Raw genomic sequence first — 26,470 nt, 5'->3', positions numbered from 1 at the left:
ATCTCTCAGCCATTTGGCATTGCCCCGCAAAAACGCGCACTATCAGGCCATTGCCGATGCGCTGGAGGATGCCGTGGCCCAAAAAATCGACCGCATCGCCCAAATGCTCAACTGCCCGGTGAAGGGTGAGGAACTGCGGCGAGCAGTGACCGAGAGTCGCAAGGAGTTTCTTCTGGCGAAACAGGCAGAAGAGGATCTGGAGGAAGACGTTCTTGATGATGAGTTGATCGAGGACGACGAAGACGATGATGAATATGACGAGTTTGACTGGACGACGGAGTGAGTCGCCAATCAGCACCCACAAAAAAGCCCCAGACCTTACGGCCTGAGGCTTTTTCGTTTCTGTTCATGGCGCACCAGGCGGGATTCGAACCCACGACCCCTGCCTTCGGAGGGCAGTACTCTATCCAGCTGAGCTACTGGTGCAGCGGGCGACATCATACCTAGGTCGGCTCGGGGCGTCCATGCCGGGTTTTGGCGCTTATTGTCAGTGCGCGTGTCGGTCGAAAGCGCTGCATTCCATAAAGCTGTAACGTCCTGCAAAAGGCTCGCTTGGCGCTTTGGCGGGACTGAACTAAGGTTTCGTTGCGGCGCAGGCTGGTTTGCTCGTTGATCTGAAAAATCCGGCAAAAGCGGCGTTTTTGTTCTTTTTTTCGAACGACCTATTGTCCTTTACCCCCTTTGATCCTACGATCCGTTTGAGATTTCAAACGCTCTTTGATCGGGTGCCGAGCCGCACGTGTTTGCAACCGTGCACACTTCAGGTGCTTCAGCCCGGTGAATGATTTCCCTGACGGCAGCCTTGCGAGGCGCCTTTCTACAATCATAATTTTGCTCCGCGCTGGCCGCGGTGCTGTTAAGGAAAGCCGACATGCAGCTTAAAGACACCCAGTTGTTCCGCCAGCAAGCCTTCATCGATGGCGCTTGGGTCGACGCGGACAACGGTCAGACGATCAAGGTCAACAACCCGGCCACTGGCGAAATCCTGGGCACCGTGCCGAAGATGGGCGCTGCCGAAACCCGCCGTGCCATCGAAGCTGCCGACAAGGCGCTGCCGGCCTGGCGTGCACTGACCGCCAAGGAGCGTGCAGGCAAGCTGCGTCGCTGGTTCGAACTGATCATCGAGAACCAGGAAGACCTGGCTCGCCTGATGACCCTCGAGCAGGGCAAGCCACTGGCCGAAGCCAAGGGCGAGATCGTTTACGCCGCTTCGTTCATCGAGTGGTTCGCCGAAGAAGCCAAGCGCATCTACGGTGACGTGATTCCGGGCCACCAGCCTGACAAGCGCCTGATCGTGATCAAACAACCGATCGGCGTGACCGCCGCCATCACCCCGTGGAACTTCCCGGCGGCGATGATCACCCGTAAAGCAGGCCCGGCCCTGGCTGCCGGTTGCACCATGGTGCTCAAACCTGCTTCGCAAACCCCGTTCTCCGCTTTTGCCCTGGCCGAACTGGCCCAGCGCGCCGGCATCCCTAAAGGTGTGTTCAGCGTGGTGTCCGGCAGCGCCGGCGACATCGGCAGCGAGCTGACCAGCAACCCGATCGTGCGCAAACTGTCCTTCACCGGTTCGACCGAAATCGGTCGTCAGTTGATGTCGGAATGCGCCAAGGACATCAAGAAAGTCTCGCTGGAACTGGGCGGCAACGCACCGTTCATCGTGTTCGACGACGCGGACCTGGATAAGGCTGTCGAAGGCGCGATCATTTCCAAGTACCGCAACAACGGCCAGACCTGCGTCTGCGCCAACCGTCTGTACATTCAGGATTCGGTCTACGACGCCTTCGCCGAGAAGCTGAAAGCGGCCGTCGCCAAACTGAAGATCGGCAACGGTCTGGAAGATGGCACCACCACTGGCCCGCTGATCGACGAGAAAGCTGTGGCCAAGGTGCAGGAGCACATCGCTGACGCCGTTGCCAAAGGCGCAACCGTGCTGGCCGGTGGCAAGCAGATGGAAGGCAACTTCTTCGAGCCGACCATCCTGACCAACGTGCCGAAAAACGCTGCGGTGGCCAAGGAAGAAACCTTCGGTCCGCTGGCGCCGCTGTTCCGCTTCAAAGACGAAGCCGAAGTGATCGCGATGTCGAACGACACCGAGTTCGGTCTGGCTTCCTACTTCTACGCTCGCGACCTGGGCCGTGTATTCCGTGTGGCGGAAGCCCTGGAATACGGCATGGTCGGCGTCAACACCGGGCTGATCTCCAATGAAGTCGCGCCGTTCGGCGGCATCAAGGCCTCGGGCCTGGGCCGTGAAGGCTCCAAGTACGGCATCGAAGATTACCTGGAAATCAAATACCTCTGCCTGGGCATCTAAGCCGGGAAAGGGATCGCTGCAAACGCAAAGGGCACGAGAGCGCTGTCCCTTTGCGTCGTTTCAAACCGGAATTTTCTCTGCGGCCGGGAACGCCGTGGCAGTCGATCATCGCATGCTGCCACCGCCGATTCCTCCCGCTTAATCCTTGAACCACGCCGCCCGATGAGCGGTGAATGAGGACTGTAATGAGCAAGACTAACGCTGAACTGATGGCCCGTCGTACCGCAGCTGTTCCACGTGGTGTTGGCCAGATCCACCCGATTTTTGCCGAGTCCGCGAAGAACGCGACCGTGACCGACGTTGAAGGTCGTGAATTCATCGACTTCGCCGGCGGTATCGCCGTGCTGAACACCGGCCACGTGCACCCGAAAATCATCGCCGCCGTGACCGAACAGCTGAACAAGCTGACTCACACCTGCTTCCAGGTACTGGCCTACGAGCCGTACGTTGAGCTGTGCGAAAAAATCAACGCTCGCGTACCGGGTGACTTCGCCAAGAAAACCCTGCTGGTGACCACCGGTTCCGAAGCCGTTGAAAACGCCGTGAAGATCGCCCGTGCTGCCACTGGCCGTGCTGGCGTGATCGCTTTCACCGGCGCATACCACGGTCGCACCATGATGACCCTGGGCCTGACCGGTAAAGTCGTGCCTTACTCGGCCGGCATGGGCCTGATGCCAGGCGGCATCTTCCGCGCGCTGTACCCGAACGAACTGCACGGCGTGAGCATCGACGACTCTATCGCTTCCATCGAGCGCATCTTCAAGAACGACGCCGAGCCGAAAGACATCGCCGCGATCATCATCGAGCCTGTGCAGGGTGAAGGTGGTTTCTACGTCGCGCCGAAGGAATTCATGAAGCGTCTGCGTGCCCTGTGCGACCAGCACGGCATCCTGCTGATCGCTGACGAAGTGCAGACCGGCGCTGGCCGTACCGGTACTTTCTTCGCCATGGAACAGATGGGCGTTGCCGCCGACCTGACCACTTTCGCCAAATCCATCGCTGGCGGCTTCCCGCTGGCTGGTGTGTGCGGCAAGGCCGAATACATGGACGCCATCGCGCCAGGCGGCCTGGGCGGCACCTACGCCGGTAGCCCGATCGCTTGCGCCGCGGCCCTGGCCGTGATGGAAGTGTTCGAAGAAGAAAAACTGCTGGACCGCTGCAAGGCTGTCGGCGAGCGTCTGGTAACCGGCCTGAAGGCCATCCAGGCCAAGTACCCGGCGATCGGCGAAGTCCGTGCCCTGGGCGCCATGATTGCCGTCGAGCTGTTCGAAAACGGCGACAGTCACAAGCCAAACCCGACCGCAGTCGCTGCCGTCGTGGCCAAGGCGCGTGACAAGGGCCTGATCCTGCTGTCCTGCGGCACCTACGGCAACGTTCTGCGCGTCCTGGTACCGCTGACCTCGCCGGACGAGCAACTGGACAAAGGCCTGGCGATCATCGAAGAGTGCTTCTCGGAGCTGTAAGCCCGGGCACTGTGTGATCGGATCGACAAAAAACCCGCTTCGGCGGGTTTTTTTACGCTTGCTGAAACACATACCCCGCATTCGAGCTGTATCGAAACGCCAGCATTGGCTAAGGTTCAAGCATTGCAAGGGAGGGCGAGCATGCCTGCCGTCGAATTACCCGCTGTACCCCGAGTCCTGATTGCCGAGGCCGACCCCTGGTCTCGTGACCTGCTCAAACAGGTTTTGCTCAATGTGCGCTGCGATGCGCGGCTGGATCTGTGCGCCGATGGCCAGGAGGCTATGACGCTGCTCAGTGAAGTCCCCTATGACCTGGCGATCGTCGACTGGGAGTTGCCCGGTGTCGACGGTTTGAACGTGTTGCGCAGTGTCCGCCAGCGCAAACGCAATCCGCCGCTGCCGTTCATTCTGATGAGCAGCCGCAACGACAGCGCCAGCGTACGCGAAGCCCTGCCGCTGGCGCCGACGGCCTACCTGGCCAAACCCCTGAACATGGAAAGCCTGACCGAGCGTTTGCAGGGGCTGCTGCTCAATGCCGGCGAGGAAGTGTTCTGCGAAGTGCCCGCACTGGCGCCGGGCATGACCCTGTCGGTGTTCCTCGAGCGTCGCCGCGAGCAGGCCGACGGCGCACCGTTGATGACTGACGTACAGGTGGCGGTCAAACGCAGCCTCAACCCCAACGGGCTGGATCTGAAGCTGCTGGAAGAGGAAGTCCGCACCGACCCGCAGATCACCGCCGTGTTGATCGCCGCAGCCAACAGTGCCGCTCAGCATCACGGTGCGGCGGTGCAGACCCTGGCTCAGGCGCTGCATCGCCTGGGCACCGGGCAAAGCATGAACCTGATCCTCGGCCTGGCCCTCAAGCGCAGCGCCAGACTCAGCGATCCATGCCTGGCGGACTACGCGGAGCGCTATTGGGGCCTGTCGCTGCACACCGCTGAATACGCGCGTACCCTGGCGCGTCTGCTCGATCTGGATCAGGAACGCTGCTATTGCGCCGGGATGCTCCATCGTCTCGGCGATCTGGCGTTGCTGCGTTGTTTGCAGGAGTGGAAGCAGGCCGGTGGCGAGCTGGATGAACTGGAGGAAGTCGGCGATGCGCTGGCGGAATTCGGTGCGGCGTACGGCTCGGCGTTGCGTACTCGCTGGCGTTTGCCGCTGGAGCTGCGCGAGTTGATTGCATCCGTCTACCAGCTCGGTGGCGGGGTGTACTCCCGCGAAGCATTGGTGATGAACATGGCGGCGCAGATGGCGCGGCTGACCGAGCACGAGGGCGTCGAGGAGCTGGCGAAGAGCCGCACGGCGCGCCTGCTCAAGATCGGGCTGCCGGAGCTGATGCGGATGCGCAAATAGCGCTTGTTCCGCATCAGCGCTGTGTTCAGCCGGAAATGATCCGGTTCTTGCCCTGACGCTTGGCCTCGTACATCGCCGCATCGGCTCGGGCGAACAGGTCGTCGAGGCTTTCGTCTTCCGGGGTGAGGCTGGTCAGGCCTTGGCTGACGGTGATTCCGAACGTCTGTTCGCCGTGGTTGAAACTCAGGCGCTGGATTTCCTGTTGCAGGCGCTCGGCCACCTGCATCGCCATGTCCGGCGCGCAGCCCGGAAAAACCGCAGCAAATTCCTCACCGCCAATCCGTCCGAACAGATCCCCCCGACGCAACGAGGCGCGGCCACTTTCGGCGATTCGTTGCAGCACGTGGTCGCCTTCCGGGTGGCCGTAGGTATCGTTGATCACTTTGAAGTCATCGATGTCCAGCAACAGAAATGCCAGTGGCGCACCCTGCAAACGGGCTTCTTCAAACTCGCGGTTGGCGCATTCGAAGAAGTGTCGACGGTTGCTGCTTTGGGTCAGCACGTCGGTGGTGGCCAGGCGTTGCAGCTCGGTTTCCATCTGTTTTTTCTCGGTGATGTCTTCGGCGATGCCGACGATGATCACCGGTTGTCCCGGTTCTTCCTGGCGGTTGATGAAGCACTTGTCGCTGATCCAGCGCACCTGACCGTCGGCGTCGATGATCCGGTATTCGCGGTCTTCCACGGCGCCTTTGTGCAGCACTTCGGCGAGGCTGCGTTCGGCGTATTCCAGATCCTCGGGGTAGATGCTGTCGCGCCACTGGTTATGATCGGCGAGCAACAGGGCGGCCGAACGGCCGAAAATCCGTTCATAGGCGGGGCTGACGTAGAGCACCTGACGGGTTTCCCAGTTGAAGGCCCAAAGCACGGCGTTGACGCTGACCAGCAGCGAACTGAACAGCTGTTCGCGTTCGCTCAGGCGCGCCACTTCGCCCTGGGCGTGCATCAGCGCCATCAGGGTTTGTGCGGCCTCTGGCCACTGGGGAAGGGATGAGTCTTTTTGATTGTTGTTGACCATCGACACGGATCTCAAAGGGCGTGCCGATCAGTCGACAACGGCCACGGGACAGCCCGCCGGGGGTGGCGAAGTGTCTTTGAGATAGGGGATCGGGGGTGAAGTTCCGAAGGGTGCGCCCGGGAACCGGGCGCACCGATCAACGGCATCAGACGGCGGCGGGGCGCAGCGAGTAGGTTTTCAACTGGTCGGCGAATTCGCGCAAGGACTGGATACCGCTGGCCTCGGCCTCGTGTACCCATTCCTTGATGGCCGCGAGCATGTCGTGGCCATTTGCGCTGGTCTTGACCCAGATCTGCTGCAGGGCCAGACGTTTCTCGTAAATTACCTTCAGCGCCTGGCTGTGCTCGAGCATGTTCTGGATGCGCGCGTGGTGGCGATCCTCCAGCAGGCTGGTTTCACGGGAGAGCAGACGCTTGGCGCGGTGGAACTGATGGCGTACCGAATGATCGACCTTGTCCAGCTCCTGCTTGACCAGCGGCCCGATCACCAGCTTGCGGTACTGGGCCATGATCTGGAAGCGGTTGTTGAGGATCGCCATGGCGGTGTCCATGTCCAGGCTGCCCTTGCCTTCGACGCGGTGGGCGATCGGCGCAACGCGCTGCACCTTGGCCAGACGCAGGAAGCTGAAGACCTGGATCCAGGCCCAACCGAGGTCGAATTCCCACTTCTTGACCGACAGTTTGGCCGAGTTGGGGTAGGTGTGATGGTTGTTGTGCAGCTCTTCGCCGCCGATCAGGATGCCCCATGGCACCAGATTGGTCGCGGCATCGCGGCATTCGAAGTTGCGGTAGCCGATGGCATGGCCGAGACCATTGACCACGCCGGCCGCCCAGACCGGGATCCACATCATCTGGATCGCCCAGATGGTGATGCCGATGGTGCCGAACAGCAGCAGGTCGACGACCGCCATGATTGCAATGCCCAGCAACCGGTGGCGGCTGTAGAGGTTGCGCTCGATCCAGTCTTCCGGGCAGTTCTTGCCATAGATTCGCAGGGTCTCAGCGTTCTGCGCTTCCTCGCGGTACAGCTCGGCGCCTTTGCGCAGCACTGTCGACAGACCCTTGACGACCGGGCTGTGCGGGTCATCGGCGGTTTCGCATTTGGCGTGGTGTTTGCGGTGGATGGCCGTCCACTCGCGGGTGTTCTGCGCCGTGGTCAGCCACAGCCAGAAACGGAAGAAATGCTTCAGGCCGGCATTCAGCTCCAGGGAGCGATGGGCCGAGTAGCGGTGCAAGTAGACCGTGACGGCAACGATCGTCACATGGGTCATCAGCAGGGTGACGGCGACCAGTGACCAGGCCGACAAGCCAAGAAAACCTTCGTACCACATAGGCTATAGGGCCCTCGATAAAGAAAAAACAGCCGTTGCATTATCACCAAGCACACAGATAAAACCAGTCGCCCTTTCAGATAAGAGATGGCTGGATGTTTCTTGACCTATAATCCCGACATTTTTGTAGGGACATGGACGGCCGAATGTCTGCCTCATACCGCGATGCCTTGCGTGCAGCGCTGCTTTACCTGGTCCTTGCCGTTGTCTGGCTGCAAGGCATTGGCTATTTATTGAACAGTTTCTTCGATAGCTCTGATGAGTTGCTGCGTTGGCAACTGATCAACGGCTATGCCTTTGTGGTGTTCAGCGCCGGTTTGATCTTTCTTGCCCGGGCGCGCCTGTTCGAATGCCTTGGCATTGGTGCCCGGTTGCGCGAGCGCCAGGCCGATCGCGAACGCCTGCGTCAGGCGGCTGCGGTATTCGACTGCACCCGCGAAGGCGTGCTGGTCACGGACCGGCAGGGGCTGATCGTGCACGTCAATCGCGCCTTCATGGAAATCACCGGTTATCAGCGTGAAGAAGTCATTGGCCAGCAGCCCAGCCTGTTCAAGTCCGGGCACCATCCTCCGGGGTTCTATCAGGCGATGTTCGCCACATTGCAGGCGCAGGATGAATGGAGCGGCGAGATCTGGAACCGTCGTAAAAGCGGCGAGATTTATCCGCAATGGCAGACGATCCGCGTCATTCGGGACGAAGACGGTCGGCTCAGCCACTACGTCGCGGTGTTTTCCGATATCAGCGCGATCAAGGATTCCGAGCATGAACTCAAGCACCTGGCCCACCACGATCCGCTGACCGATCTGCCCAATCGCCTGCTGTTCAGCGATCGCGCCGAACAGGCGCTGGCGTCGGCGCAGACCCACAAGCGCGGCTGTGCGCTGCTGATGATCGATCTGGACCACTTCAAACTGATCAACGACAGCCTCGGCCACAACATCGGTGACCGCTTGCTCAAGGCTGTTGCCGCGCGTTTGCAGGCGCTGTTCGGGTCAGGTATCACCCTGGCGCGGCTGGGTGGCGATGAATTCGCGGTGCTGGCGGAAAGTTGTCCACAGCCTGCGCAAGCGGCGGCGCTGGCGCAGCGCATTCTCGATGCGCTCAAGGAGCCGTTCTGCCTCGACGGCCATGAACTGTTCATCAACGCGAGCCTCGGCATCAGCCTGTTCCCCAGCGATGCCTTGAGCGCCGAACAGCTGTTGCGCAACGCTGATGCGGCGCTGTTCAAGGCCAAGAGCAGCGGCCGCAACGGCTACGCGCTGTACACCGAAGAACTCACCGCCCACGCCCAGCAGCGGGTCGAGATCGCCTTCGAACTGCGCCGTGCGCTGGAGCAGCAAGAACTGCGGGTTTACTACCAACCGGTGCACGACCTGAAAACCAGCCGACTGATCGGCGTCGAGGCGCTGGTGCGCTGGGAGCATCCGCAGCGGGGGCTGGTGTCGCCGGCGGAGTTCATCCCGATTGCCGAGCGCACCGGGATGATCTCGGAAATCGACGCTTGGGTCATGCAGCAAGCCTGCCGGCAGATGTGCCAATGGCAGCAGGCCGGGGTCGTGCTGTCGTTTGTCGCGGTGAACGTGTCTTCACGGCTGTTCGCCCGTCGCGAGTTGTATCAACAGGTGGCCCAGGTGCTGCACGACACCGGGCTGGACCCGGCCTATCTGGAACTGGAGGTTACCGAAAGCGCGGTGATGGACGATCCGGAAGTCGCGCTGGAACAGATGCATCGTCTGCGCGAACTGGGCATTCGCCTGGCCATCGATGACTTTGGCACCGGTTATTCGTCGCTGCTGCGGCTCAAGCGCCTGCCGGTGCAGAAGCTCAAGATCGATCAGGGTTTCGTCGCCGGCCTGCCGTGGGACGAGGACGACGCAGCGATCGTCCGGGTAATCATCGCCCTGGCCCGCAGCATGGGCATGCAGGTGCATGCCGAGGGCATCGAGCAGGCCGAGCAGGCGGCGTTCCTGCTGGAGCAGGCGTGCGATCTGGGGCAGGGCTACTGGTTCGGGCGGCCGGTGCCCGAAGCTCAAATCGACTGGACCCGAGCGCCGGCAATCGGCTGACGGATGTGCACAGCGGGTTTGTAATCGGGCAAATCCGCCGCAAACCCTTGCTGCATCACATAATGTTTTCCAGTTATATAAACATTCTTAAATAGTCTTTTTAAGAATATCCGCGCCTCTCTTATATTGCTCCCACGCCGAACGCAGTGCCGCCCACTGCCAGGCATATCCCATACAAAGGAGCAGCACCATGAGCGCATCCCTGCGTAGCGTTGACGGTCAGGACGAAACCACCATCTTGCGCGAAATCCAGAGCGCCTTGCGCGACCTGCGTTTCGGCGCGGTGGAAATCACTGTGCACAACGCCCAAGTGGTCCAGATCGAACGCAAAGAGAAATTCCGTCTGCAGCAACCGGGTAACAAACCGGCCTGATTCGTAGTCTGCGGCAGCTCCTGCGGGGAGCTGTTGGCAGAAGCTGCCACAGGCTGCGGTCGTTGAATGAGCAACCCGATTCCAGCAATACATAAGAAAAAGCCACCACCAAGAATTCCAGGAGCTTTCACCATGTCGTCGATTCGCCGTTACGCTTTGGCCGCCCTGGCCAGCGCTGTGTTTGCCGGTTCCGCGGTTGCCAAGGATTACGAACTGCTCAACGTTTCGTATGACCCGACGCGCGAGCTGTATCAGGATTACAACGCCGAATTCGTGAAGTACTGGCAGGCAGAGCATGCCGGCGACACCGTGAAAATCCAGCAATCCCACGGCGGTTCGGGCAAGCAGGGCCGTGCGGTGATCGACGGTCTGCGCGCCGACGTCGTGACCCTGGCCCTGGCCGGCGACATCGACGAAATCGCCAAGCTCGGCAAGACCCTGCCGGCCGACTGGCAGAAGCGTCTGCCGGACGCGAGCACCCCGTACACCTCGACCATCGTGTTCCTGGTGCGCAAGGGCAACCCGAAAGGCATCAAGGACTGGGGTGACCTGGTCAAGAACGACGTCTCGGTGATCACCCCGAACCCGAAAACCTCCGGCGGTGCACGCTGGAACTTCCTCGCGGCGTGGGCCTACGGCCTTAAAGCCAACGGCGGCAACGAAGCCAAAGCCAAGGAATACGTACAGACCCTGTTCAAGCACGTTCCGGTTCTGGACACCGGCGCCCGTGGCTCGACCATCACCTTCGTCAACAACGGTCAGGGTGACGTGTTGCTGGCCTGGGAAAACGAAGCCTTCCTGGCGCTGAAAGAAGACGGCGGCAAGGACAAGTTCGACATCGTCGTGCCTTCGCTGTCGATCCTCGCCGAACCACCGGTGGCGGTGGTCGACAAGAACGCCGAGAAGAAGGGCAACGAGCAGATCGCCGAAGCCTACCTCAAGCACCTGTACAGCCCGGCCGGCCAGGAAATCGCGGCGAAGAACTTCTACCGCCCGCGTGACAAGGACGTGGCTGCCAAGTACGCCCAGCAGTTCCCGAAACTGGAACTGGTGACCATCGACAAGGACTTCGGCGGCTGGAAAACCGCGCAGCCGAAATTCTTCAACGACGGTGGCGTGTTCGACCAGATCTATCAGGCGCAGTAAGTTTCAATAGCCTAAAACGAGCCCCGGATTTATGTTCGGGGCTTTGCGCGTTCTCAAACCAAGGACTTTTATGTCGCGTCGTATCTCCCCCGTCATACCCGGCTTCGGGCTGACGCTGGGCTACACCTTGGTGTACCTCAGCCTGATTGTGCTTATCCCGCTGGCGGCGATGTTCGTCCACGCCGCCCAACTCACCTGGGATCAGTTCTGGACGATCATCTCCGCGCCCCGCGTTCTCGCCGCACTGAAGCTGAGCTTCGGCACTGCGCTGTGCGCCGCGATCATCAACGGCATCATCGGCACGTTGCTGGCCTGGGTGCTGGTGCGCTACACGTTCCCGGGGCGCAAGGTGATCGACGCGATGATCGATCTGCCGTTCGCCCTGCCGACCGCAGTGGCCGGTATCGCGCTCACTGCGTTGTACACGCCGACCGGGCTGGTCGGGCAGTTCGCCGCCGACCTCGGTTTCAAGATTGCCTACACCCCGCTCGGGATTACCCTGGCACTGACCTTCGTGACCCTGCCGTTCGTGGTGCGCACGGTGCAGCCGGTGCTGGCTGACATTCCGCGTGAAGTCGAAGAAGCGGCGGCGTGCCTCGGTGCCAAGCCGTTGCAGGTGTTCCGCCACATCCTGCTGCCGGCATTGTTGCCAGCCTGGCTGACCGGTTTTGCCCTGGCGTTCGCCCGGGGCGTCGGCGAGTACGGTTCGGTGATTTTCATCGCCGGCAACATGCCGATGAAAACCGAGATCCTGCCGCTGCTGATCATGGTCAAGCTCGACCAGTACGACTACACCGGCGCTACCTCCATCGGCGTGCTGATGCTGGTGGTTTCCTTCGTCCTGTTGCTGCTGATCAACTTGCTGCAGCGGCGCATCGAAACCCCATAAGGAGGCGCGAACCATGTCCCAATCGTCTATTGCGGCCGCTTCCTCGGCCAACGCCGCCCGCCGTGGCAGCGCCACTTCGCGCAGAATCCTGATCGGCCTCGGCTGGCTGATTTTCTTCCTGTTTCTGCTGTTGCCGCTGTTCATCGTGGTGTCGCAGGGTTTGAAGAACGGCCTCTGTGCGTTCTTCACCGCGATCTTTGAACCGGATGCCTTGTCGGCGCTGAAACTCACGGTGATCGCCGTGCTGATTTCGGTGCCGCTGAACCTGGTGTTCGGTGTCAGCGCCGCGTGGTGCGTGAGCAAATACTCGTTCCGTGGCAAGAGTATGCTGGTGACGCTGATCGACCTGCCGTTCTCGGTGTCGCCGGTGATCGCAGGTCTGGTCTATGTGTTGATGTTCGGCGCCCAGGGCCTGTTCGGGCCGTGGCTGCAGGATCACGACATCCAGATCGTCTTCGCCCTGCCGGGCATCGTGCTGGCGACGATCTTCGTTACCGTGCCGTTCGTGGCCCGTGAGCTGATCCCGCTGATGCAGGAACAAGGCACTCAGGAAGAGGAAGCCGCGCGTCTGCTCGGCGCCAATGGCTGGCAGATGTTCTGGCACGTGACCGTCCCCAACATCAAATGGGGCCTGATCTATGGCGTGGTGCTGTGTACCGCGCGGGCCATGGGTGAGTTCGGTGCGGTGTCGGTGGTTTCCGGGCACATTCGCGGGGTGACCAACACCTTGCCGCTGCACGTCGAGATCCTCTACAACGAATACAACCACGTGGCCGCGTTCGCCGTGGCGAGCCTGTTGCTGATCCTGGCGCTCTTCATCCTGCTGCTCAAGCAGTGGAGCGAAAACCGTATCAACCGCCTGCGCGCCAGCGCCGCGGAGGAATAATTCATGTCGATCGAAGTGCGTAACGTCAGCAAGAATTTCAACGCGTTCAAGGCGCTGGACAACATCAGCCTGGATATCCACAGCGGCGAGCTGGTGGCGCTGCTCGGCCCGTCCGGCTGCGGCAAGACCACTTTGCTGCGCATTATTGCCGGTCTGGAAACCCCGGATAACGGCAACATCGTGTTCCACGGCGAAGACGTTTCCGGCCACGACGTGCGGGATCGCAACGTCGGTTTTGTGTTCCAGCACTACGCTTTGTTCCGCCACATGACCGTGTTCGACAACGTCGCATTCGGCCTGCGCATGAAGCCGAAAAACCAGCGCCCGAGCGAAAGCCAGATCGCGACCAAGGTTCACGAGCTGCTGAACATGGTGCAACTGGACTGGTTGTCGGATCGTTATCCGGAGCAACTGTCTGGCGGCCAGCGTCAGCGTATCGCTTTGGCTCGCGCCCTGGCGGTAGAACCGAAAGTGCTGCTGCTCGACGAGCCGTTCGGTGCCCTCGACGCCAAGGTGCGTAAAGAGCTGCGCCGCTGGCTGGCGCGTCTGCACGAAGACATCAACCTGACCTCGGTGTTCGTGACCCACGACCAGGAAGAGGCGATGGAAGTGGCCGACCGTATCGTGGTGATGAACAAGGGTGTGATCGAGCAGATTGGCTCACCGGGCGATGTCTACGAAAACCCGGCCAGCGATTTCGTCTATCACTTCCTCGGCGATTCGAACCGTCTGCATCTGGGCGATGACAACCACGTGCTGTTCCGTCCACACGAAGTGTCGCTGTCGCGGCATGAGCTGGAGGATCACCACGCCGCTGAAGTCCGCGATATCCGGCCGCTAGGTGCGACCACGCGAGTGACGTTGAAGGTTGAAGGCCAGACGGATCTGATCGAGGCTGAAGTGGTGAAAGACCACGACAGCCTGACCGGGTTGGCGAAGGGGGAGACGTTGTTCTTCAAGCCGAAGGTGTGGCAGAAAGTCGCCAACGTTTGATCTTGCGCGTTCCCACGCTCTGCGTGGGAACGCCGCGGGATGCATTCCCACGCAGAGCGTGGGAACGAGCGAATCAGCCTGTATTCAGACAGCCGCACGATTCGGATTGACCCGCACCACACCTGCCCGCGCTTCAATCTGCTCTTTCAGCTCATGACGCATCCCGAGCATGAAAGCCAACTCGGCCACCACAAAGAGCGGCCCGACAATCAACCCGCTCAAGTCATCGACGAACGCCGGTTTGCGCCCTTCATAGTGGTGCCCGACAAACTGGATCACCCAGCCAATCACAAACATCGCCAGGCCGCTGCTCAGCCAGACCAGGGTGCTTTGCTGTGCCAAAGCATGCCCGGCCCAGACGGAAAGCCCCATCAGCGCCGTCATCAACACACCGAGTTTCACTTCCAGTCGCAGGTAAAACCACGCCGAGGCCAGCGCCAAGATAACGGCAGGCGAAATCCACAATCCGCCTACCGACCATTCCGGCCGCGACAACAGCACGGCCACCGCCACCACAATCAGCGGAATCCCGATAAAGTGGCTGGCGATGTTGCGCGGGTCACGGTGGTAAGCGGCGTATTGACTCAAATGATCGACGAGGCTTTTCATTGTTGTTCCTCCTGTAGGGTGATCGAATCATGCCCCGGGTAAACGGTTCGCTCTGTCAGGCAGGCGACAATCTTTAGGAGAACGCATGGAAAAGGTCTTGCGCGAGCGCCTGCTGACCGGGCAATGGTTCAGTCATCTGCCTTCGTCCTTTCAGGATAGTCTGCTGGCGACGGCCAAGGAGCGGCGGCTGGCGGCGGGGCAGCGGCTGTTCCAGCGCGGCGATGCGCCGTGCGGGCTGTATGCGGTACTCGACGGCGCAGTGCGCATCGGTGCGGTTAGCGAGCAGGGCAAGGAGGCTTTGCTGAGCCTGGTGGAGGCGCCGCACTGGTTCGGCGAAATTTGCTTGTTCGACGGTCAGCCACGCACCCACGATGCTTATGCGGTCGGTCCTTGTACCCTGCTGAACATTCCTCAGGCCACGCTACTGAAGCTGCTCGACGAACACCCCGTTTACTGGCGGCATCTGGCCTTGCTGATGAGCCACAAACTGCGTCTGACCTTCATCAACCTTGAACAGCTGAGCCTGCTGCCGGCCCCGGCGCGTCTGGCTCATCGCTTGCTGATGATCGCCGAAGGCTACGGCGAACTCGATCCGCCACGCCGGGTGCTGCAACTGCCTCAGGAGCAACTGGCATCGATGCTGTCGCTGTCGCGCCAGACCACCAACCAGATCCTCAAGGAGCTGCAGGGGCAGGGGATTATCGGCTTGAGTTATGGCGAAATCGAAATCCTTGACGCCACGCGATTGCGCGCGCTGGCGACACTCTGATCGCTACCGATCAATGGCTTACGAACCGCGATAAGTGGAGAAGCCATACGGGCTCAGCAGCAACGGAATGTGGTAGTGCTGATCCGTCTGCTCCACTTTGAAAATCACCGGAATCTCCGGGAAAAACGTCTCGTGCTTCGTCTTCTCGAAGTACTCGCCGGTCTTGAATACCACTCGATATTCACCCGCCTCGAACGGTTTGTTCGCCGGGAACAGTTCGGCGATCCGCCCCTGTTCATTGGTAGTGCCCTGCGCCAGCGGCTGCCAGTTCTGGCCCACGTGGCGTTCCAGCGTCACGTTGATACCCGGCGATGGCAGACCGTTTTCCAGATTGAGTACGTGTACGCTCAGCGGGTTGCCGGCGGCCAGCGCCAGGCTCGAAAAAGCGCTCAGGCCGAGCGCGGCGAAAGTCATGCGCAGTGGGGTCATGGTGATGCTCCTGGGTTCAAGTACGGTTGATGGACAGGCCGACGATTTCGGCGGCCTTGATCGCGCATTTTTCGTCCTGCTCGCCGCCACCGGAACCGGCCACGCCCATGGCGCCGACCAGTTCTTTGCCGGCAAACAACGGGATGCCGCCATCGAGCAACAGCAATTTATCGAGAGTGTTGAGGTTGGCGGCTTCCGGGTTGCTTCGGGCACGCTCGGCGAACAACCGGGTCGGGGTTTTCGTCGACAGCGCGGTGTAGGCCTTGCGTTGGCTGGCGACGGTGTTGTGCGGGCCGATACCGTCGCCGCGCAAGGTCACCAACAGGTTGCCGCCCCGGTCGAGCACCGACACCGTGCCGGTGCAGTTTTCCAGCGTCGCATCGGCCAGCAGCCGAGCGGTTTTCAGATCGAGATCGGCGTGACGGGGCAGCTCAGGCGCGGCGATTGCGGCAGTGCCGAAGCTGATTGCCAGGCTGGCGATCAAGTATTTAGCAGACATGGACAGGCTCCAGAAGCGAAGGCCGCCACCTTATCCGCCGGTCCCCGTCGAAACCTCGTCAGTCGGATTACAAGTTTGTAATGGGCAACGCCGCGGAAGGGGCCTAGCCTGTGCCTCTGAATAATCGAGGTGTGCCATGCGTTTGCTGGTTGTAGAAGATGAAGCCAAAACCGCGAATTTCCTCGCCAAAGGGCTGGGTGAGTCGGGTTTTGCCGTGGATGTGGCGCTGAATGGCCTCGACGGGCGCTACTTCATCGAGCAGCAGGACTACGACCTGATCATCCTCGATGTGATGCTGCCAGGCCTCAACGGCTGGCAATTGCTGCAACTGATCCGTCAGCGTGGCGCCACGCCGGTTCTGTTCCTGACGGCGAAGGATGCGATCGAAGATCGCGTGCGCGGTCTCGAACTGGGGGCCGATGACTATTTGCTCAAGCCGTTCGCCTTCGCCGAATTGCTCGCGCGGGTGCGCACGTTGTTGCGGCGCGGGCCGATGCGCGAAGCCGAGTCGTACAGCATCGCCGATCTGGAAATCGACGTGCTGCGCCGCCGGGTCAGCCGAGGCGGTCAGCGTATCGCCCTGACCAACAAGGAATTCGCCCTGCTGCATTTACTCGCCAGCCGTCAGGGCGAAGTGCTGTCGCGCACGCTGATTGCCTCGCAAGTGTGGAACCTGAATTTCGACAGCGACACCAACATGGTCGAAGTCGCAGTGCGCCGCTTGCGTTCGAAAGTCGATGATCCGTACATGCCCAAACTGATCCACACGGTGCGCGGGGTCGGCTATCAACTGGAAGCGCCCGACGATGCGCGCTAGATCCATTGCCTGGCACCTGGCGCTGGCATTCGCTGCAGTCTGTGCCTTGGTGCTCAGCGCGATTGGCGTGTTCCTGTATCGCTCGCTGGCCTCGGAAATCGCCTGGCGCGACGACATGGCCTTGCTCGGTCGTCTGGAACAGGTACGCGCGCTACTCGCCGACAGCGACAGCCTCGACGCCTTGCAGGCACGGCCACGGCTGTACCAGAACATGCTTGGCAACCTCGACAGTCTGCTGTTGGTGCAACGTGCGGACGGCTCGAACGTGATCGCGATCAACCCCCGCCAACGCGCACTTCCGACCGTGCGGGCCATTCCGCGAGAGCAACCTCCGCAACGCAGCGATGTGCTGACCTGGCAGGCGCCCGACGGTGTCGAGTTGGCGCTGTTGTCAGGTCAGGCCCAAGGCCCGAATGGCGAATCGCTGACCGTGATCGCCGGCAAGGTATTGAGCGAACGCGAGCAGATGCTCGGCAGTTATCGCCTGCGTTTGTACCTGGCTGTCGGACTCGGTGCTTTACTCGCCTTTGCCCTCGGGTTGGTTTTGTTGCGCCGGGGTTTGCTTCCTCTGCGCAAGCTGAGCGAGGCGGTGCGCGGTATCGACCTGCGCAGCCTCGATCAACGCTTGCCCGCAAAAGGCACACCAGCGGAATTGCTCGAACCGGTGCAGGCGCTCAACGGCATGCTCGTGCGGCTGGACGACGGCTTCCAGCGCCTCTCGCAGTTTTCCGCCGACCTTGCCCATGAAATCCGCACGCCGCTGCACACCTTGCTCGCGAGCAATGGCCAGGCACTAAATCACCCACGCAGCAGCGCGGAGTATCAGGAAGTGCTGGCGTCAAACATGGAAGAATTCGAACGGCTCAAGCGCATGGCCGAGAACCTGATGTTTCTCGCCCGCGCCGAGCAAGCTGAGCGAGCGCTCGATCTGCGCACGCTGGAACTGCACGAAATCGGCGATGAGTTGTGCGAGTACTTCGAAGCCCTGGCCGATGACCGTGGAATCCGCCTCGAAAACACGCTCAGCGGAGATTTGCTGGCCGATCAGCAACTGCTGCAACGCGCCTTGGGCAATCTGCTGGCCAACGCCGTACGCCATGCCGACGCAGGTTCGGTCATCAGCCTGTGCCGGCGCGATGAGCCAGGCGTGTGCTGGTTGCAAGTCCACAACCTTGGCCCGGTCATCGCGGATGAGCATCTGGGCAGACTGTTCGATCGCTTCTACCGCGTCGACCCATCCCGCGCCGAACCGGGAGATTCCGGCGGATTGGGATTGGCGATCGTGCAGTCGATCATGCAATTGCATGGGGGGCAGGTGCGGGTGAGTAGTGATGTGCAGGTTACGGTTTTTGAGCTTGGATTTGTAACCAGTCGCTAATCGGCCCGCACATGCCGTTTCATCTAAGCTAGACTCGCCCTGAATTGGCATCAAATACGATGCATATAATTTTAATTACGCTTTATTGCACTGCATATAATGCACTGGTGTGTCATGGAACAGTTGGGCGAACTGATCAGAACTCTGCGCAAAGCGCAAAAACTCTCGCAACAGGCGCTGGCGCAACGTTACGGCATGAGCCGCGCCACCATTTCGGGTATCGAAAACAATACGATTTCTGAAATTGGTCTGCGCAAAGTCGAGGCGATCCTCAACGGCTTTGGCTATGAGCTGACTGCGGTTCCAGTGAGAGCACAACGCCCGACACTCGACGCGTTGCAGAAGGTCAATTTCCATGACTGAGCCGACAGATCGCTTGCACATCACCGTCGCGGATAGCCCGGTCGGAACGCTCGGTCGAGGGCAGCCGGGCATGGACAGTGTGTTCAGCTATCGCGAGGACGCGATCGACGAAAACGCGGTGTCGCTGACAATGCCGACCCGGCTGGAGAGCTACGGCTGGGAGCGGGGCATTCATCCCGTTTTCGAAATGAATCTGCCGGAAGGCGCGTTGCGCGATGAGCTGGTTCGACGCTTCAGTAAGGCCGTCCGCGGTTTTGATGATTTCGCCTTGCTCGCTATTGTCGGACCGCATCAGTTGGGGCGGCTGGCGATTACCAGTGAGTCGGCAACCGAGCGTCAGCCCGAAACATCACTGGCCGAGCTTCTGGTGCATGACGGTGCCCAGGGACTGTTCGATGACTTGTTACAGAAGTACGGCCAATACTCCGGGGTTTCGGGCGTGCAGCCCAAAGTGCTGGTACGCGATAGCGCGGCAGCAGTTGATCGCCTGACTCACCGAGGCTCCACACATCTGCTCAAAGCCTTCCGTCCCGAAGAGTTTCCCGAGCTGGCGACCAACGAGTACTTCTGTATGCGCGCCGCCGCGCTTAGCGGACTTGAAGTGCCAAAGTTTGAATTGAGTGAGCAGGGCAAGTTTCTGGTGGTCGAGCGTTTTGACCTGATTGAGCACGGCTATCTGGGTTTCGAGGACTTTTGCGTACTCAATGGTTGGCCTTCCAGAGCCAAGTACGATGGTTCTTACGAAGGCGCTGCCCGACAGATCAAGGCCTTTGTTTCGCCTGCGCTGTTGAGTCAGGCGCTGGAAGCTTTTTTCAAGATCGTAGCGCTGTCAGCGGGACTGAAAAACGGCGATGCGCATCTGAAGAACTTCGGTGTGCTGTATGACCATTGCGGTGCGCAGGCTTCGATCCGGCTGGCCCCGGCTTACGACATCATCACCACATCGGTTTACATCAGGAACGACAGCCTGGCCTTGCTGTTGGGCGGGTCGAAGGCATGGCCCAAGCACAAGGCGCTCATCCGCTTCGGTCGTACGGCGTGCAATCTCACTGAAGGCCGGTGCAATGAACTACTGCTGCAGGTTGTTCATGGCATGCAGACGGCGATGGAGGAAATGCTTGAGCATTGCCGAACCCATCAGTCGTTCGCAGAGGTGGGTGTGGCAATGATCGAGCAGTGGGAATCCGGGATTGAACGCAGTCTGACCAAGAGTTGAGCGACCCATGTGTGATCAGCGCAACTGATCCCGAAACTGCCCCGGCGTCATTCCCGTCCAGCGTTTGAACGCGCGACTGAAGCTGCTCGTATCAGCAAACCCCAACAGATAACTGACCTCGCTCAACGAGCAGTGCGGATCCCGCAGGTGCAGCAGCGCCAGGTTCTCGCGGCTCTCATTCAGCAGCGTGTCGAAGCGACAACCCTCGTCCGCCAGATGCCGTTGCAGGCTGCGCAGGCTCAGGTGCAAAGCCTGGGCGATGCGTTCGGCACTGGGTTCGCCTTCGGGCAGTTGCTCTTCGATGGCGTCGCGGACTTTGCGCTCCCAGGTCAGCGGCTTGAGCTGGGCGAGGGTGCGTTTGAGCACTGCTTCGTTGTGCTCGGCCAGTTCCGGGTTGGCGTCGTCGAGGTGGCTGTCGAAGTCGGTGAGGGCAAATTCGATGCGGTCTTCTTCGGCGGCGAAATGCACGGGTGAGCGGAACACTTTGTGCCACTGGTGCTCATCGGCCGGTGCAGGCCGACGCAGATACACCGCCAGTGGCGCGTAGTCGCGGCCCAGGCGATTGCGGCAGGTGCGCACGTAGATTGCGGCGAAGGCGTCGATGGCTTCGAACGCCGGGGCCGGGTTGTCGGCCGGAATCTTAAGGCGAAACCGGTAGCGGTCTTCGGTGCGCGTCAGCTCCAGCTCCAGTGCGTCGCTGACCACCTGGTGATAACGCACGATCCGCTCGAACACCTCCCGCAGGCTGCCGCTGGCCACCAACGCGTATCCCAGCGCGTGAAATGTCGTGGGGCTGACGAATCGCGACACCCGCAAACCGATCGCCGGATCACCGCTGACCTGCACCGCGATTTCCCACAGGCGCGTGGTGGCGGACAACGGATAGCGGGCGTTCGGGTCGTCCATCAATTGTGGATCGAGCCCGGCCTGCTGGCACAGGGCAGTGCTGTCCAGCCCCAGCGCGTCGAGTTGCTTGCGCAGGGCACGGGTCCAGCTGGCGAGAGAAGTCGGTTCCTTCATGCTGATTGGCGCTTCCGGTCAACAGGTTGGCGTTCTCGGCTACCGCGTTCGGAATCCGCGCGGGGCAGGATACGAACATCAATAACCAGAGGATGGAAGCATGGACCGTACTTCTGCAAGTCCCCAGCGACACAATGCTGCCCAGCGATCAGCGCATATTCGCGAAGTGGTGCTGGCCAAAGGCGTCGAGCTGCGCGAGCGCTACCCGATTCTCAACCATCAGGACGCCCTCGGCGCGGGGATTCTGGCCTTCGCGCTGGCCGGGATGATCGGTTCGGCGGCGCTCTACATCAGCGGGCACATGGCTTGGTGGGTATGCCTGTTGCTGAACGCGTTTTTTGCCTCGCAGACCCATGAGCTCGAACACGACCTGATTCACAGCATGTATTTCCGCAAACAGCGCGTGCCGCACAACCTGATGATGGGGCTGGTGTGGCTGGCGCGGCCGAGCACGATCAACCCGTGGATACGTCGTCATCTGCACCTCAATCACCACAAGGTGTCCGGCACCGAAACCGACATGGAAGAGCGGGCGATCACCAACGGTGAACCCTGGGGTTTTGCGCGGTTGCTGATGGTCGGCGACAACGTGATGTCGGCGTTCATCCGCATGCTGCGGGCCAGGACATGGACGCACAAGTTCAGCATCATCAAGCGTTCGCTGAAGGTCTACGCGCCGCTGGCGCTGGTGCATTGGGGCGCGTGGTATGTGTTTCTCGGTTTCCATGCGGCCAACGGCATCGCCTACTTGATGGGCTCGCCGATTGAATGGTCAGCGACCACGTTGTCGGTGATGCAAGTGATCGACATCGCCGCTGTGGTCATCATCGGGCCGAACGTGTTGCGCACTTTCTGCCTGCACTTCATCAGTTCGAACATGCATTACTACGGCGACATCGAAGCGGGCAATGTGCTGCAGCAGTGCCAGGTGTTGAATCCTTGGTGGCTGTGGCCGTTGCAGGCGTTTTGCTTCAACTTCGGCAGCAGTCACGGTATTCATCATTTTGTGGTGAAGGAGCCGTTCTACATTCGTCAGTTGACGGTGCCGGTGGCGCACAAGGTGATGCGGGAGATGGGGGTTCGGTTCAATGATTTCGGGACGTTCGGGCGGGCGAACAGGTTTGTTCGCAAGGAAAATCAGGCTTTGGCGGGTAAAGCGATCGAGGTGAATTGACGTTGTGTTTTCGGCTGGAGATCCAGCCCTCACCCTAACCCTCTCCCGGAGGGAGAGGGGACTGAATGGGGGATATTGGGGAGGTACGCCGACCTGATCTTGATGTGCCGAATCCATAATCGACTCGGTATTTCAGGTCGATGTATAGCGAAAGACACCTCGGTCAGCTCCCTCTCCCTCCGGGAGAGGGCTGGGGTGAGGGAGGGCTTTTGAGCTTGCCCTCAATCCGGCTGAAACGGCGACTCACTCAAAATCACCCCGGTCTCCTCCACATACCGCTGCCAATGCTCGATCAGCGCTTCAAGCTTCTGCGGCTGACTCGACGCAAGGTCATGAATCTCCCCCGGATCACTGCCCAGATCATAAAGCTGCCAGGTCGCCGGCCCCACTGGCCCGGGGATCCACACAGCCTTCCATTGCCCCTGCCGAATCGCCCGACGCCCGAACAGTTCCCAGCCGGTAACGGTGTGTTCGTCATGCACCTGCGCCGTTTCGCCGGACAAGAACCCCAGCCACGATTTGCCACGCAACAGCGCCACCGGTCTGCCGTGCCACTGCTTGCCCGGATGGCGCACGCCGGCCAGATCGAGGATGGTCGGCGTGATGTCCATCACCGTGCCGAAACCATGGCTGATCTGCCCCTTCAACGGCAGCTGCGGATAGTGCAACAGTGCCGGAACGCGAATCCCGCCCTCGGTGGTGAACGCTTTGAACAGGCGTGACGGCGCGGTCGCCACCTGCGCCCAGTTCGGCCCGTACCAGACGTAGGAATTGGCACGGCCGATGTTGTCGAGGCTGTTGTCGTAATGCTGGCTCAGGTAAGTCACCAGCTCCGGGCCGAATTTCGGGAAAGCCTCCAGCAGCGCGCCTTCGGCACCGTTGTCGGACATGAACAGGATGAAGGTGTTGTCGAGTTGGCCTTGCTGGCGCAGGTAGTCGACGACGCGGCCGATGTTCCAGTCCATGCGCTCGACCATCGCGGCGTAGACCTCCATCGCCCGCGCGGAAATCCGTTTTTGCTCATCGCTCAGCGCGTCCCATTGAGTGGTCAGTTGGATCAGCGGATGCGGCTCGACATCCGGCTCGATCAGCCCCAGCGATTTGAGTTTTTCCAGACGCTCGAGGCGCAAGGCTTCGGGGCCCGCGTCGTAGCGGCCACGGTATTTTTCGACGATGTCGGCGGGTGCCTGCAACGGCCAGTGCGGCGCGGAAAACGGCAGGTAGGCGAAGAACGGCCGGCTCTGATCGCGCTCCTTGAGGTACTGCAACAGCTTGTCGCCGAACGCGTCGGAGGAATAGAAATCCTTGGGCAATTCGTCGATGAAAGTGTCGTCTTCGATGTACAGCGCAGGGGTGGATTTCAGCAATCCCGGCGTGTGCTCATCGTAGGTCGGTTCGAATCCGTAGTGGTTCGCGGCGCCGGGCAGCAGCGAGAACGAGCGCTCGAAGCCACGGGCGTGGGGCGCCAGTTCGGCGGTCAGGCCCAGGTGCCATTTGCCGCTCATCAACGTCTGGTAGCCGGCCTCGCGCAGCAACTCCGGCAGCGCGACGACGCGGTCGTTGAGGTAACCCTCGTAACCCGGTTTGCCGATCAGTTCCGGCGTCAGCGTTTCGGCCATGGTGCCGATGCCGGCGATGTGGTGATCGGTGCCGGTGAGCAGCATCGAGCGGGTCGGCGAACAGGTCGGTGCAGTGTGAAAGTCGGTCAGGCGCAGGCCGTTGTTGGCCAGGGCATCGAGGTTCGGCGTGGCGATTTCGCCGCCGAAGGCACCGATGTCGGAGAAGCCGAGGTCATCGGCCAGAATCACCAGAAAGTTGGGACGTTGCGGCATCAACAGGCTCCTGTTCAGCAGGCAATGAACGACAACGGCAGATCACGGATCTGTACCGGCACGCTCGGTTGGTAATGGTCATCACTGGTCAGTTCGTGCAGCAGTTCTTCGCGCAATTGGTGGAAGTCGAAACTGCTGCGCTGGCGCGGATGGGGCAGGGCGATGTCCACCACTTGTTTGATCCGGCCGGGGCGCGGTTCCATCACCACCACGCGATCAGCGAGGAAAATCGCTTCCTCGACATCGTGAGTGACCAGAATCGTGGTGATTTTTGCCCGTTCACGAATCGCCAGCAGCTCGTCCTGCATTTGCTGGCGGGTTAGCGCGTCGAGGGCGCCGAAGGGTTCGTCGAGCAGCAGGATCCGTGGGCTCGCCACCAGCCCGCGAGCAATCGCCACGCGCTGGGCCATGCCACCGGAGAGTTGGTGCGGGTAGGCGCGGGTGAAGTCGCGCAGGCCCACCAGTTCGATGAAATCGTTGATGCGTTGCTGCTTTTCGGAGGCAGCCAGCGGCTCGTTGACCAGGCCCAGGCCGATGTTGTCGGCCACCGTCAGCCACGGGAACAAACGGTGTTCCTGAAACACGATGCCGCGCTCGCCGCCGATCCCGCTGACGGCTTTTCCATCGACCGTGATCTGCCCGCGAAACTGCGTGTCGAGGCCCACCAGCAAGCGCAGCAAGGTGGATTTACCGCAGCCGCTGGAGCCGACGATGGCGACGAATTCGCCCTCGGCGATGTCGAGGTTGAATTCGCGAATCGCCTCCAGTTCGAAGCCGTCGACGTCGAAGGATTTGCCTACGTGGGTGAAGCTGACAATCGGTGCGTTCATGCGTGTCTCCAGCGGGTGGCGCGGATTTCCAGGCGTTGGCCAATGAGGTTGAGCAGGGCGCCGGTGAGGCCGACCAGCAGCATCCCGGCCATGATCAGGTCCATGCGCAGCAGTTGTTGGGCGCCGATCATCTGGCTGCCGATGCCGCCGTTGGACGGCATGAAATATTCGGCGCCGATGGTGCCGAGCCAGGCGTAGATCAGGCTCAGTCGAAGCCCGGCGAAAATCCCCGGCGCGGCGCCCGGCAGCACCAGTCGGTGCAGGCGTTGGGCGAGGCTCAGGCGCAGCACCTGCGCGGCTTCGTTGAGTTGTGGCGAAAGGTTGGCGACGCTGCGCTGGGTGGCGACGAACAGAGGGAAAAACGCGGCAAGGGCGACGAACACCCACTTGGCCAACTCGCCCAGACCGAACCATGCGGTCAACAGCGGCACCCAGGCGAAAATCGCGATCTGCCGCAGCGCGGCGAGAGTCGGGCCGAGCACGCGTTCGCTGGTGCGCGAAAGACCCAGCAGCAAACCCAGAACGAGGCCGAGGCCGCCGCCAATCAACAGGCCGCCGAGTGTGCGGCCCAGGCTCAGGGCCATGCCCGAGATCAACGTGCCATCGAGTAATCCGTTTTTCGTCGCCTCAAGCACCGCCAACGGGCTGACCAGAATGTTGGCGTCGACCCATTGCTGATCGACCGCCAGTTGCCACAGCGCAAACAACCCCAGCGGCAACAGCCACGGCTGCACGCGCTGCCAGCCTTCATAGCGCGGCCCGCGACGAATTTCTGCCGTGGCCGGGTGCGGCCAGTGCACCAGTTTTCTGTCCAGCAGGCCGATGCCGCGATCCATCGCCACGCCGATCAGGCCGATCACCACGATGCACACGAACACGATGTCGAGCATGAACAGCTGCCGCGCCCAGACCATCAGGTAACCGATGCCCTCGCTGGAGGCCAGCAGTTCCACCGCGAGCAATGAAGTCCAGCCAGCGGCCAGCGCCAGACGCACGCCGGCCATGAACGCCGGGAGGGCGGCGGGCAGCACCAGTCGGCGGATCAGCAGGCGTGGCGGCAGGCGCAACACGGCGGCGGCTTCGCGCAGTTTCGGTTGTGCGTCACGCACGCCGACCAGTGTGTGCAGGGTCACCGGCACCACGATGGCCTTGACCAGCACCACCAGTTTCAGTGTTTCGCCGATACCGAAAAACACCATGAACAGCGGAATCCACGCCAGCGTCGGCACCTGGGCCAGACCGGCGAAGGTCGGAAAGATGAGGCGTTCGAGGCGACGGCTGAACCCCAGCGCTGCACCGAGTACGGCACCAGCCGAGATCCCGGCGAGCAGGCCCCAGAACAGTCGTTGCAGGCTGATCCACAAGTGACTCCACAACTCGCCTTGGGACAGCTCGACGGCACTGCTCCACACCAGCGATGGCGCCGGCAGAATCTGTTCGCTCATCCATTGATTGCGCGCAGCCAGCCACCACAGGGCGAACAGCCCGAGCGGCAGTAGCCAGGGTAAAACGCGGTGGCTCAGGCTTGGCCAAGTGCGCCGGTTTTTCAACGGCGGTGCGGCCAATGGCAGGCTGAGCAGGGATTCACGGGCCATGGGTGACCTCCGTTGTCGGGTTGGATCGAGTCAGCGGAATTAGCTAAAAACTAATTGTTATAAGTGAATTAAAAAATAATCATTTTGGAGATAAGCAGCGCCATTTAAGGC

At 61.0% G+C, this 26,470-nt stretch carries 25 protein-coding genes and 1 tRNA gene; 16 read left to right on the top strand and 10 right to left on the bottom strand.

The genetic code is table 11. The features are described from left to right. Window positions 1-13 precede the first annotated feature (13 nt). Window positions 14-283, top strand: a complete 270-nt coding sequence (locus AC1RR7_RS13910; RefSeq protein WP_219737388.1) for a hypothetical protein — start codon at window positions 14-16, stop codon at window positions 281-283. A 66-nt stretch (window positions 284-349) separates the two neighbouring features. Here the strand turns inward: AC1RR7_RS13910 and AC1RR7_RS13905 are convergent. Further along, window positions 350-426 (bottom strand) — tRNA-Arg (locus AC1RR7_RS13905). Between the two features lie 445 nt (window positions 427-871). Here AC1RR7_RS13905 and gabD point away from each other — a divergent pair. The 3 genes from gabD (at window position 872) to AC1RR7_RS13890 (ending at window position 5,130) form a co-directional block, all read left to right on the top strand. Next, complete coding sequence (gene gabD / locus AC1RR7_RS13900) at window positions 872-2,314, top strand: NADP-dependent succinate-semialdehyde dehydrogenase (protein ID WP_085712649.1); 1,443 nt, start codon at window positions 872-874, stop codon at window positions 2,312-2,314. A 185-nt stretch (window positions 2,315-2,499) separates the two neighbouring features. Continuing rightward, window positions 2,500-3,777, top strand: a complete 1,278-nt coding sequence (gabT, locus tag AC1RR7_RS13895; RefSeq protein ID WP_493157721.1) for a 4-aminobutyrate--2-oxoglutarate transaminase — start codon at window positions 2,500-2,502, stop codon at window positions 3,775-3,777. A 141-nt stretch (window positions 3,778-3,918) separates the two neighbouring features. Further along, entirely contained in the window at window positions 3,919-5,130 is a 1,212-nt protein-coding gene (locus AC1RR7_RS13890) for a response regulator (RefSeq protein ID WP_102620557.1), read from the top strand. A gap of 25 nt (window positions 5,131-5,155) precedes the next feature. Here the strand turns inward: AC1RR7_RS13890 and AC1RR7_RS13885 are convergent, their stop codons facing one another. Next, window positions 5,156-6,145, bottom strand: coding sequence for a GGDEF domain-containing protein (locus AC1RR7_RS13885; RefSeq protein ID WP_493157719.1), 990 nt, complete (start codon window positions 6,143-6,145; stop codon window positions 5,156-5,158). 145 nt (window positions 6,146-6,290) lie between these two features. Further along, the gene (gene desA, locus AC1RR7_RS13880) at window positions 6,291-7,475 is read right to left on the bottom strand and encodes a delta-9 fatty acid desaturase DesA (RefSeq protein WP_493065909.1); all 1,185 of its coding nucleotides are present in this window, start codon (window positions 7,473-7,475) and stop codon (window positions 6,291-6,293) included. A gap of 146 nt (window positions 7,476-7,621) precedes the next feature. Between desA and dibA the strand changes: the two genes are divergently transcribed. From dibA to AC1RR7_RS13850, 6 genes are all read left to right on the top strand, one after another. After that, complete coding sequence (gene dibA, locus AC1RR7_RS13875) at window positions 7,622-9,541, top strand: phosphodiesterase DibA (RefSeq protein WP_096821859.1); 1,920 nt, start codon at window positions 7,622-7,624, stop codon at window positions 9,539-9,541. A gap of 190 nt (window positions 9,542-9,731) precedes the next feature. Next, entirely contained in the window at window positions 9,732-9,914 is a 183-nt protein-coding gene (oscA, locus tag AC1RR7_RS13870; protein WP_085733386.1) for a sulfur starvation response protein OscA, read from the top strand. Window positions 9,915-10,046: 132 nt separating this feature from the next. Further along, entirely contained in the window at window positions 10,047-11,060 is a 1,014-nt protein-coding gene (locus tag AC1RR7_RS13865) for a sulfate ABC transporter substrate-binding protein (protein ID WP_096821860.1), read from the top strand. A 70-nt stretch (window positions 11,061-11,130) separates the two neighbouring features. Beyond that, on the top strand, window positions 11,131-11,949 hold the full coding sequence (gene cysT, locus AC1RR7_RS13860) for a sulfate ABC transporter permease subunit CysT (RefSeq protein WP_007952818.1): 819 nt from the start codon (window positions 11,131-11,133) through the stop codon (window positions 11,947-11,949). A 13-nt stretch (window positions 11,950-11,962) separates the two neighbouring features. After that, window positions 11,963-12,835: a sulfate ABC transporter permease subunit CysW gene (gene cysW, locus AC1RR7_RS13855; protein ID WP_493157717.1), complete on the top strand. Its 873-nt coding sequence runs from the start codon at window positions 11,963-11,965 to the stop codon at window positions 12,833-12,835. A 3-nt stretch (window positions 12,836-12,838) separates the two neighbouring features. Then, complete coding sequence (locus tag AC1RR7_RS13850) at window positions 12,839-13,828, top strand: sulfate/molybdate ABC transporter ATP-binding protein (protein ID WP_102620559.1); 990 nt, start codon at window positions 12,839-12,841, stop codon at window positions 13,826-13,828. An 84-nt stretch (window positions 13,829-13,912) separates the two neighbouring features. Here the strand turns inward: AC1RR7_RS13850 and AC1RR7_RS13845 are convergent, their stop codons facing one another. Further along, window positions 13,913-14,437 carry an Mpo1 family 2-hydroxy fatty acid dioxygenase gene (locus AC1RR7_RS13845; RefSeq protein ID WP_096821862.1) on the bottom strand — a complete coding sequence of 175 codons (525 nt, stop codon included), beginning with the start codon at window positions 14,435-14,437 and terminating at the stop codon, window positions 13,913-13,915. Window positions 14,438-14,522: 85 nt separating this feature from the next. Between AC1RR7_RS13845 and AC1RR7_RS13840 the strand changes: the two genes are divergently transcribed. Next, window positions 14,523-15,206 carry a Crp/Fnr family transcriptional regulator gene (locus AC1RR7_RS13840; protein ID WP_493157715.1) on the top strand — a complete coding sequence of 228 codons (684 nt, stop codon included), beginning with the start codon at window positions 14,523-14,525 and terminating at the stop codon, window positions 15,204-15,206. A gap of 18 nt (window positions 15,207-15,224) precedes the next feature. On the opposite strand, the gene uraH is transcribed toward AC1RR7_RS13840, so the two are convergent. After that, window positions 15,225-15,635: a hydroxyisourate hydrolase gene (gene uraH / locus AC1RR7_RS13835; RefSeq protein WP_102620562.1), complete on the bottom strand. Its 411-nt coding sequence runs from the start codon at window positions 15,633-15,635 to the stop codon at window positions 15,225-15,227. 16 nt (window positions 15,636-15,651) lie between these two features. Continuing rightward, window positions 15,652-16,134: a GlcG/HbpS family heme-binding protein gene (locus AC1RR7_RS13830; protein ID WP_493157713.1), complete on the bottom strand. Its 483-nt coding sequence runs from the start codon at window positions 16,132-16,134 to the stop codon at window positions 15,652-15,654. Between the two features lie 136 nt (window positions 16,135-16,270). Here AC1RR7_RS13830 and AC1RR7_RS13825 point away from each other — a divergent pair, with 136 nt between their 5' ends. From AC1RR7_RS13825 to AC1RR7_RS13810, 4 genes are all read left to right on the top strand, one after another. Continuing rightward, window positions 16,271-16,951: a heavy metal response regulator transcription factor gene (locus AC1RR7_RS13825; protein ID WP_102620564.1), complete on the top strand. Its 681-nt coding sequence runs from the start codon at window positions 16,271-16,273 to the stop codon at window positions 16,949-16,951. Then, window positions 16,941-18,329 (top strand): heavy metal sensor histidine kinase, encoded by a 1,389-nt coding sequence (locus AC1RR7_RS13820; RefSeq protein ID WP_493157710.1) that lies wholly within the window; start codon window positions 16,941-16,943, stop codon window positions 18,327-18,329. The genes AC1RR7_RS13825 and AC1RR7_RS13820 overlap by 11 nt, the downstream gene beginning before the upstream one ends. 114 nt (window positions 18,330-18,443) lie before the next feature. Continuing rightward, the gene (locus AC1RR7_RS13815; protein ID WP_085746304.1) at window positions 18,444-18,692 is read left to right on the top strand and encodes a helix-turn-helix domain-containing protein; all 249 of its coding nucleotides are present in this window, start codon (window positions 18,444-18,446) and stop codon (window positions 18,690-18,692) included. Next, window positions 18,685-19,908: a type II toxin-antitoxin system HipA family toxin gene (locus tag AC1RR7_RS13810; protein WP_493157708.1), complete on the top strand. Its 1,224-nt coding sequence runs from the start codon at window positions 18,685-18,687 to the stop codon at window positions 19,906-19,908. The genes AC1RR7_RS13815 and AC1RR7_RS13810 overlap by 8 nt, the downstream gene beginning before the upstream one ends. Before the next feature lie 15 nt (window positions 19,909-19,923). Here the strand turns inward: AC1RR7_RS13810 and AC1RR7_RS13805 are convergent, their stop codons facing one another. Further along, entirely contained in the window at window positions 19,924-20,928 is a 1,005-nt protein-coding gene (locus tag AC1RR7_RS13805; protein WP_102620567.1) for an AraC family transcriptional regulator, read from the bottom strand. A 100-nt stretch (window positions 20,929-21,028) separates the two neighbouring features. Here AC1RR7_RS13805 and AC1RR7_RS13800 point away from each other — a divergent pair, with 100 nt between their 5' ends. Further along, the gene (locus tag AC1RR7_RS13800) at window positions 21,029-22,102 is read left to right on the top strand and encodes a fatty acid desaturase (protein ID WP_493157705.1); all 1,074 of its coding nucleotides are present in this window, start codon (window positions 21,029-21,031) and stop codon (window positions 22,100-22,102) included. 221 nt (window positions 22,103-22,323) lie between these two features. On the opposite strand, the gene AC1RR7_RS13795 is transcribed toward AC1RR7_RS13800, so the two are convergent. From AC1RR7_RS13795 to AC1RR7_RS13785, 3 genes are read right to left on the bottom strand one after another with little or no spacing between them, the layout of a single operon-like run. Further along, window positions 22,324-23,934 carry an arylsulfatase gene (locus AC1RR7_RS13795; RefSeq protein ID WP_493157703.1) on the bottom strand — a complete coding sequence of 537 codons (1,611 nt, stop codon included), beginning with the start codon at window positions 23,932-23,934 and terminating at the stop codon, window positions 22,324-22,326. Between the two features lie 14 nt (window positions 23,935-23,948). Further along, window positions 23,949-24,764 carry an ABC transporter ATP-binding protein gene (locus AC1RR7_RS13790; RefSeq protein WP_096821867.1) on the bottom strand — a complete coding sequence of 272 codons (816 nt, stop codon included), beginning with the start codon at window positions 24,762-24,764 and terminating at the stop codon, window positions 23,949-23,951. Then, window positions 24,761-26,359, bottom strand: coding sequence for an ABC transporter permease (locus AC1RR7_RS13785; RefSeq protein ID WP_273536941.1), 1,599 nt, complete (start codon window positions 26,357-26,359; stop codon window positions 24,761-24,763). Before AC1RR7_RS13785 ends, AC1RR7_RS13790 begins: the two co-directional genes overlap by 4 nt. Window positions 26,360-26,470: the final 111 nt, after the last annotated feature.

It is taken from the genome of Pseudomonas sp. GW821-FHT11G12 (assembly GCF_058808055.1).
The sequence above is the reverse complement of the archived record's forward strand: the minus strand, read 5'-3'. Positions and strand labels throughout refer to the sequence as shown.

Coding starts and splice junctions, on each gene's coding strand:
- AC1RR7_RS13800 (WP_493157705.1), top strand. CDS start 21,029: ATGGACCGTACTTCTGCAAGTCCCCAGCGACACAATGCTGCCCAGCGA.
- AC1RR7_RS13805 (WP_102620567.1), bottom strand. CDS start 20,928: ATGAAGGAACCGACTTCTCTCGCCAGCTGGACCCGTGCCCTGCGCAAG.
- AC1RR7_RS13795 (WP_493157703.1), bottom strand. CDS start 23,934: ATGCCGCAACGTCCCAACTTTCTGGTGATTCTGGCCGATGACCTCGGC.
- AC1RR7_RS13890 (WP_102620557.1), top strand. CDS start 3,919: ATGCCTGCCGTCGAATTACCCGCTGTACCCCGAGTCCTGATTGCCGAG.
- AC1RR7_RS13790 (WP_096821867.1), bottom strand. CDS start 24,764: ATGAACGCACCGATTGTCAGCTTCACCCACGTAGGCAAATCCTTCGAC.
- AC1RR7_RS13850 (WP_102620559.1), top strand. CDS start 12,839: ATGTCGATCGAAGTGCGTAACGTCAGCAAGAATTTCAACGCGTTCAAG.
- gabT (WP_493157721.1), top strand. CDS start 2,500: ATGAGCAAGACTAACGCTGAACTGATGGCCCGTCGTACCGCAGCTGTT.
- AC1RR7_RS13785 (WP_273536941.1), bottom strand. CDS start 26,359: ATGGCCCGTGAATCCCTGCTCAGCCTGCCATTGGCCGCACCGCCGTTG.
- desA (WP_493065909.1), bottom strand. CDS start 7,475: ATGTGGTACGAAGGTTTTCTTGGCTTGTCGGCCTGGTCACTGGTCGCC.
- AC1RR7_RS13830 (WP_493157713.1), bottom strand. CDS start 16,134: ATGTCTGCTAAATACTTGATCGCCAGCCTGGCAATCAGCTTCGGCACT.
- AC1RR7_RS13825 (WP_102620564.1), top strand. CDS start 16,271: ATGCGTTTGCTGGTTGTAGAAGATGAAGCCAAAACCGCGAATTTCCTC.
- AC1RR7_RS13820 (WP_493157710.1), top strand. CDS start 16,941: ATGCGCGCTAGATCCATTGCCTGGCACCTGGCGCTGGCATTCGCTGCA.
- uraH (WP_102620562.1), bottom strand. CDS start 15,635: ATGACCCCACTGCGCATGACTTTCGCCGCGCTCGGCCTGAGCGCTTTT.
- AC1RR7_RS13810 (WP_493157708.1), top strand. CDS start 18,685: ATGACTGAGCCGACAGATCGCTTGCACATCACCGTCGCGGATAGCCCG.
- oscA (WP_085733386.1), top strand. CDS start 9,732: ATGAGCGCATCCCTGCGTAGCGTTGACGGTCAGGACGAAACCACCATC.
- dibA (WP_096821859.1), top strand. CDS start 7,622: ATGTCTGCCTCATACCGCGATGCCTTGCGTGCAGCGCTGCTTTACCTG.
- AC1RR7_RS13845 (WP_096821862.1), bottom strand. CDS start 14,437: ATGAAAAGCCTCGTCGATCATTTGAGTCAATACGCCGCTTACCACCGT.
- AC1RR7_RS13865 (WP_096821860.1), top strand. CDS start 10,047: ATGTCGTCGATTCGCCGTTACGCTTTGGCCGCCCTGGCCAGCGCTGTG.
- AC1RR7_RS13840 (WP_493157715.1), top strand. CDS start 14,523: ATGGAAAAGGTCTTGCGCGAGCGCCTGCTGACCGGGCAATGGTTCAGT.
- cysW (WP_493157717.1), top strand. CDS start 11,963: ATGTCCCAATCGTCTATTGCGGCCGCTTCCTCGGCCAACGCCGCCCGC.
- AC1RR7_RS13815 (WP_085746304.1), top strand. CDS start 18,444: ATGGAACAGTTGGGCGAACTGATCAGAACTCTGCGCAAAGCGCAAAAA.
- cysT (WP_007952818.1), top strand. CDS start 11,131: ATGTCGCGTCGTATCTCCCCCGTCATACCCGGCTTCGGGCTGACGCTG.
- AC1RR7_RS13885 (WP_493157719.1), bottom strand. CDS start 6,145: ATGGTCAACAACAATCAAAAAGACTCATCCCTTCCCCAGTGGCCAGAG.
- gabD (WP_085712649.1), top strand. CDS start 872: ATGCAGCTTAAAGACACCCAGTTGTTCCGCCAGCAAGCCTTCATCGAT.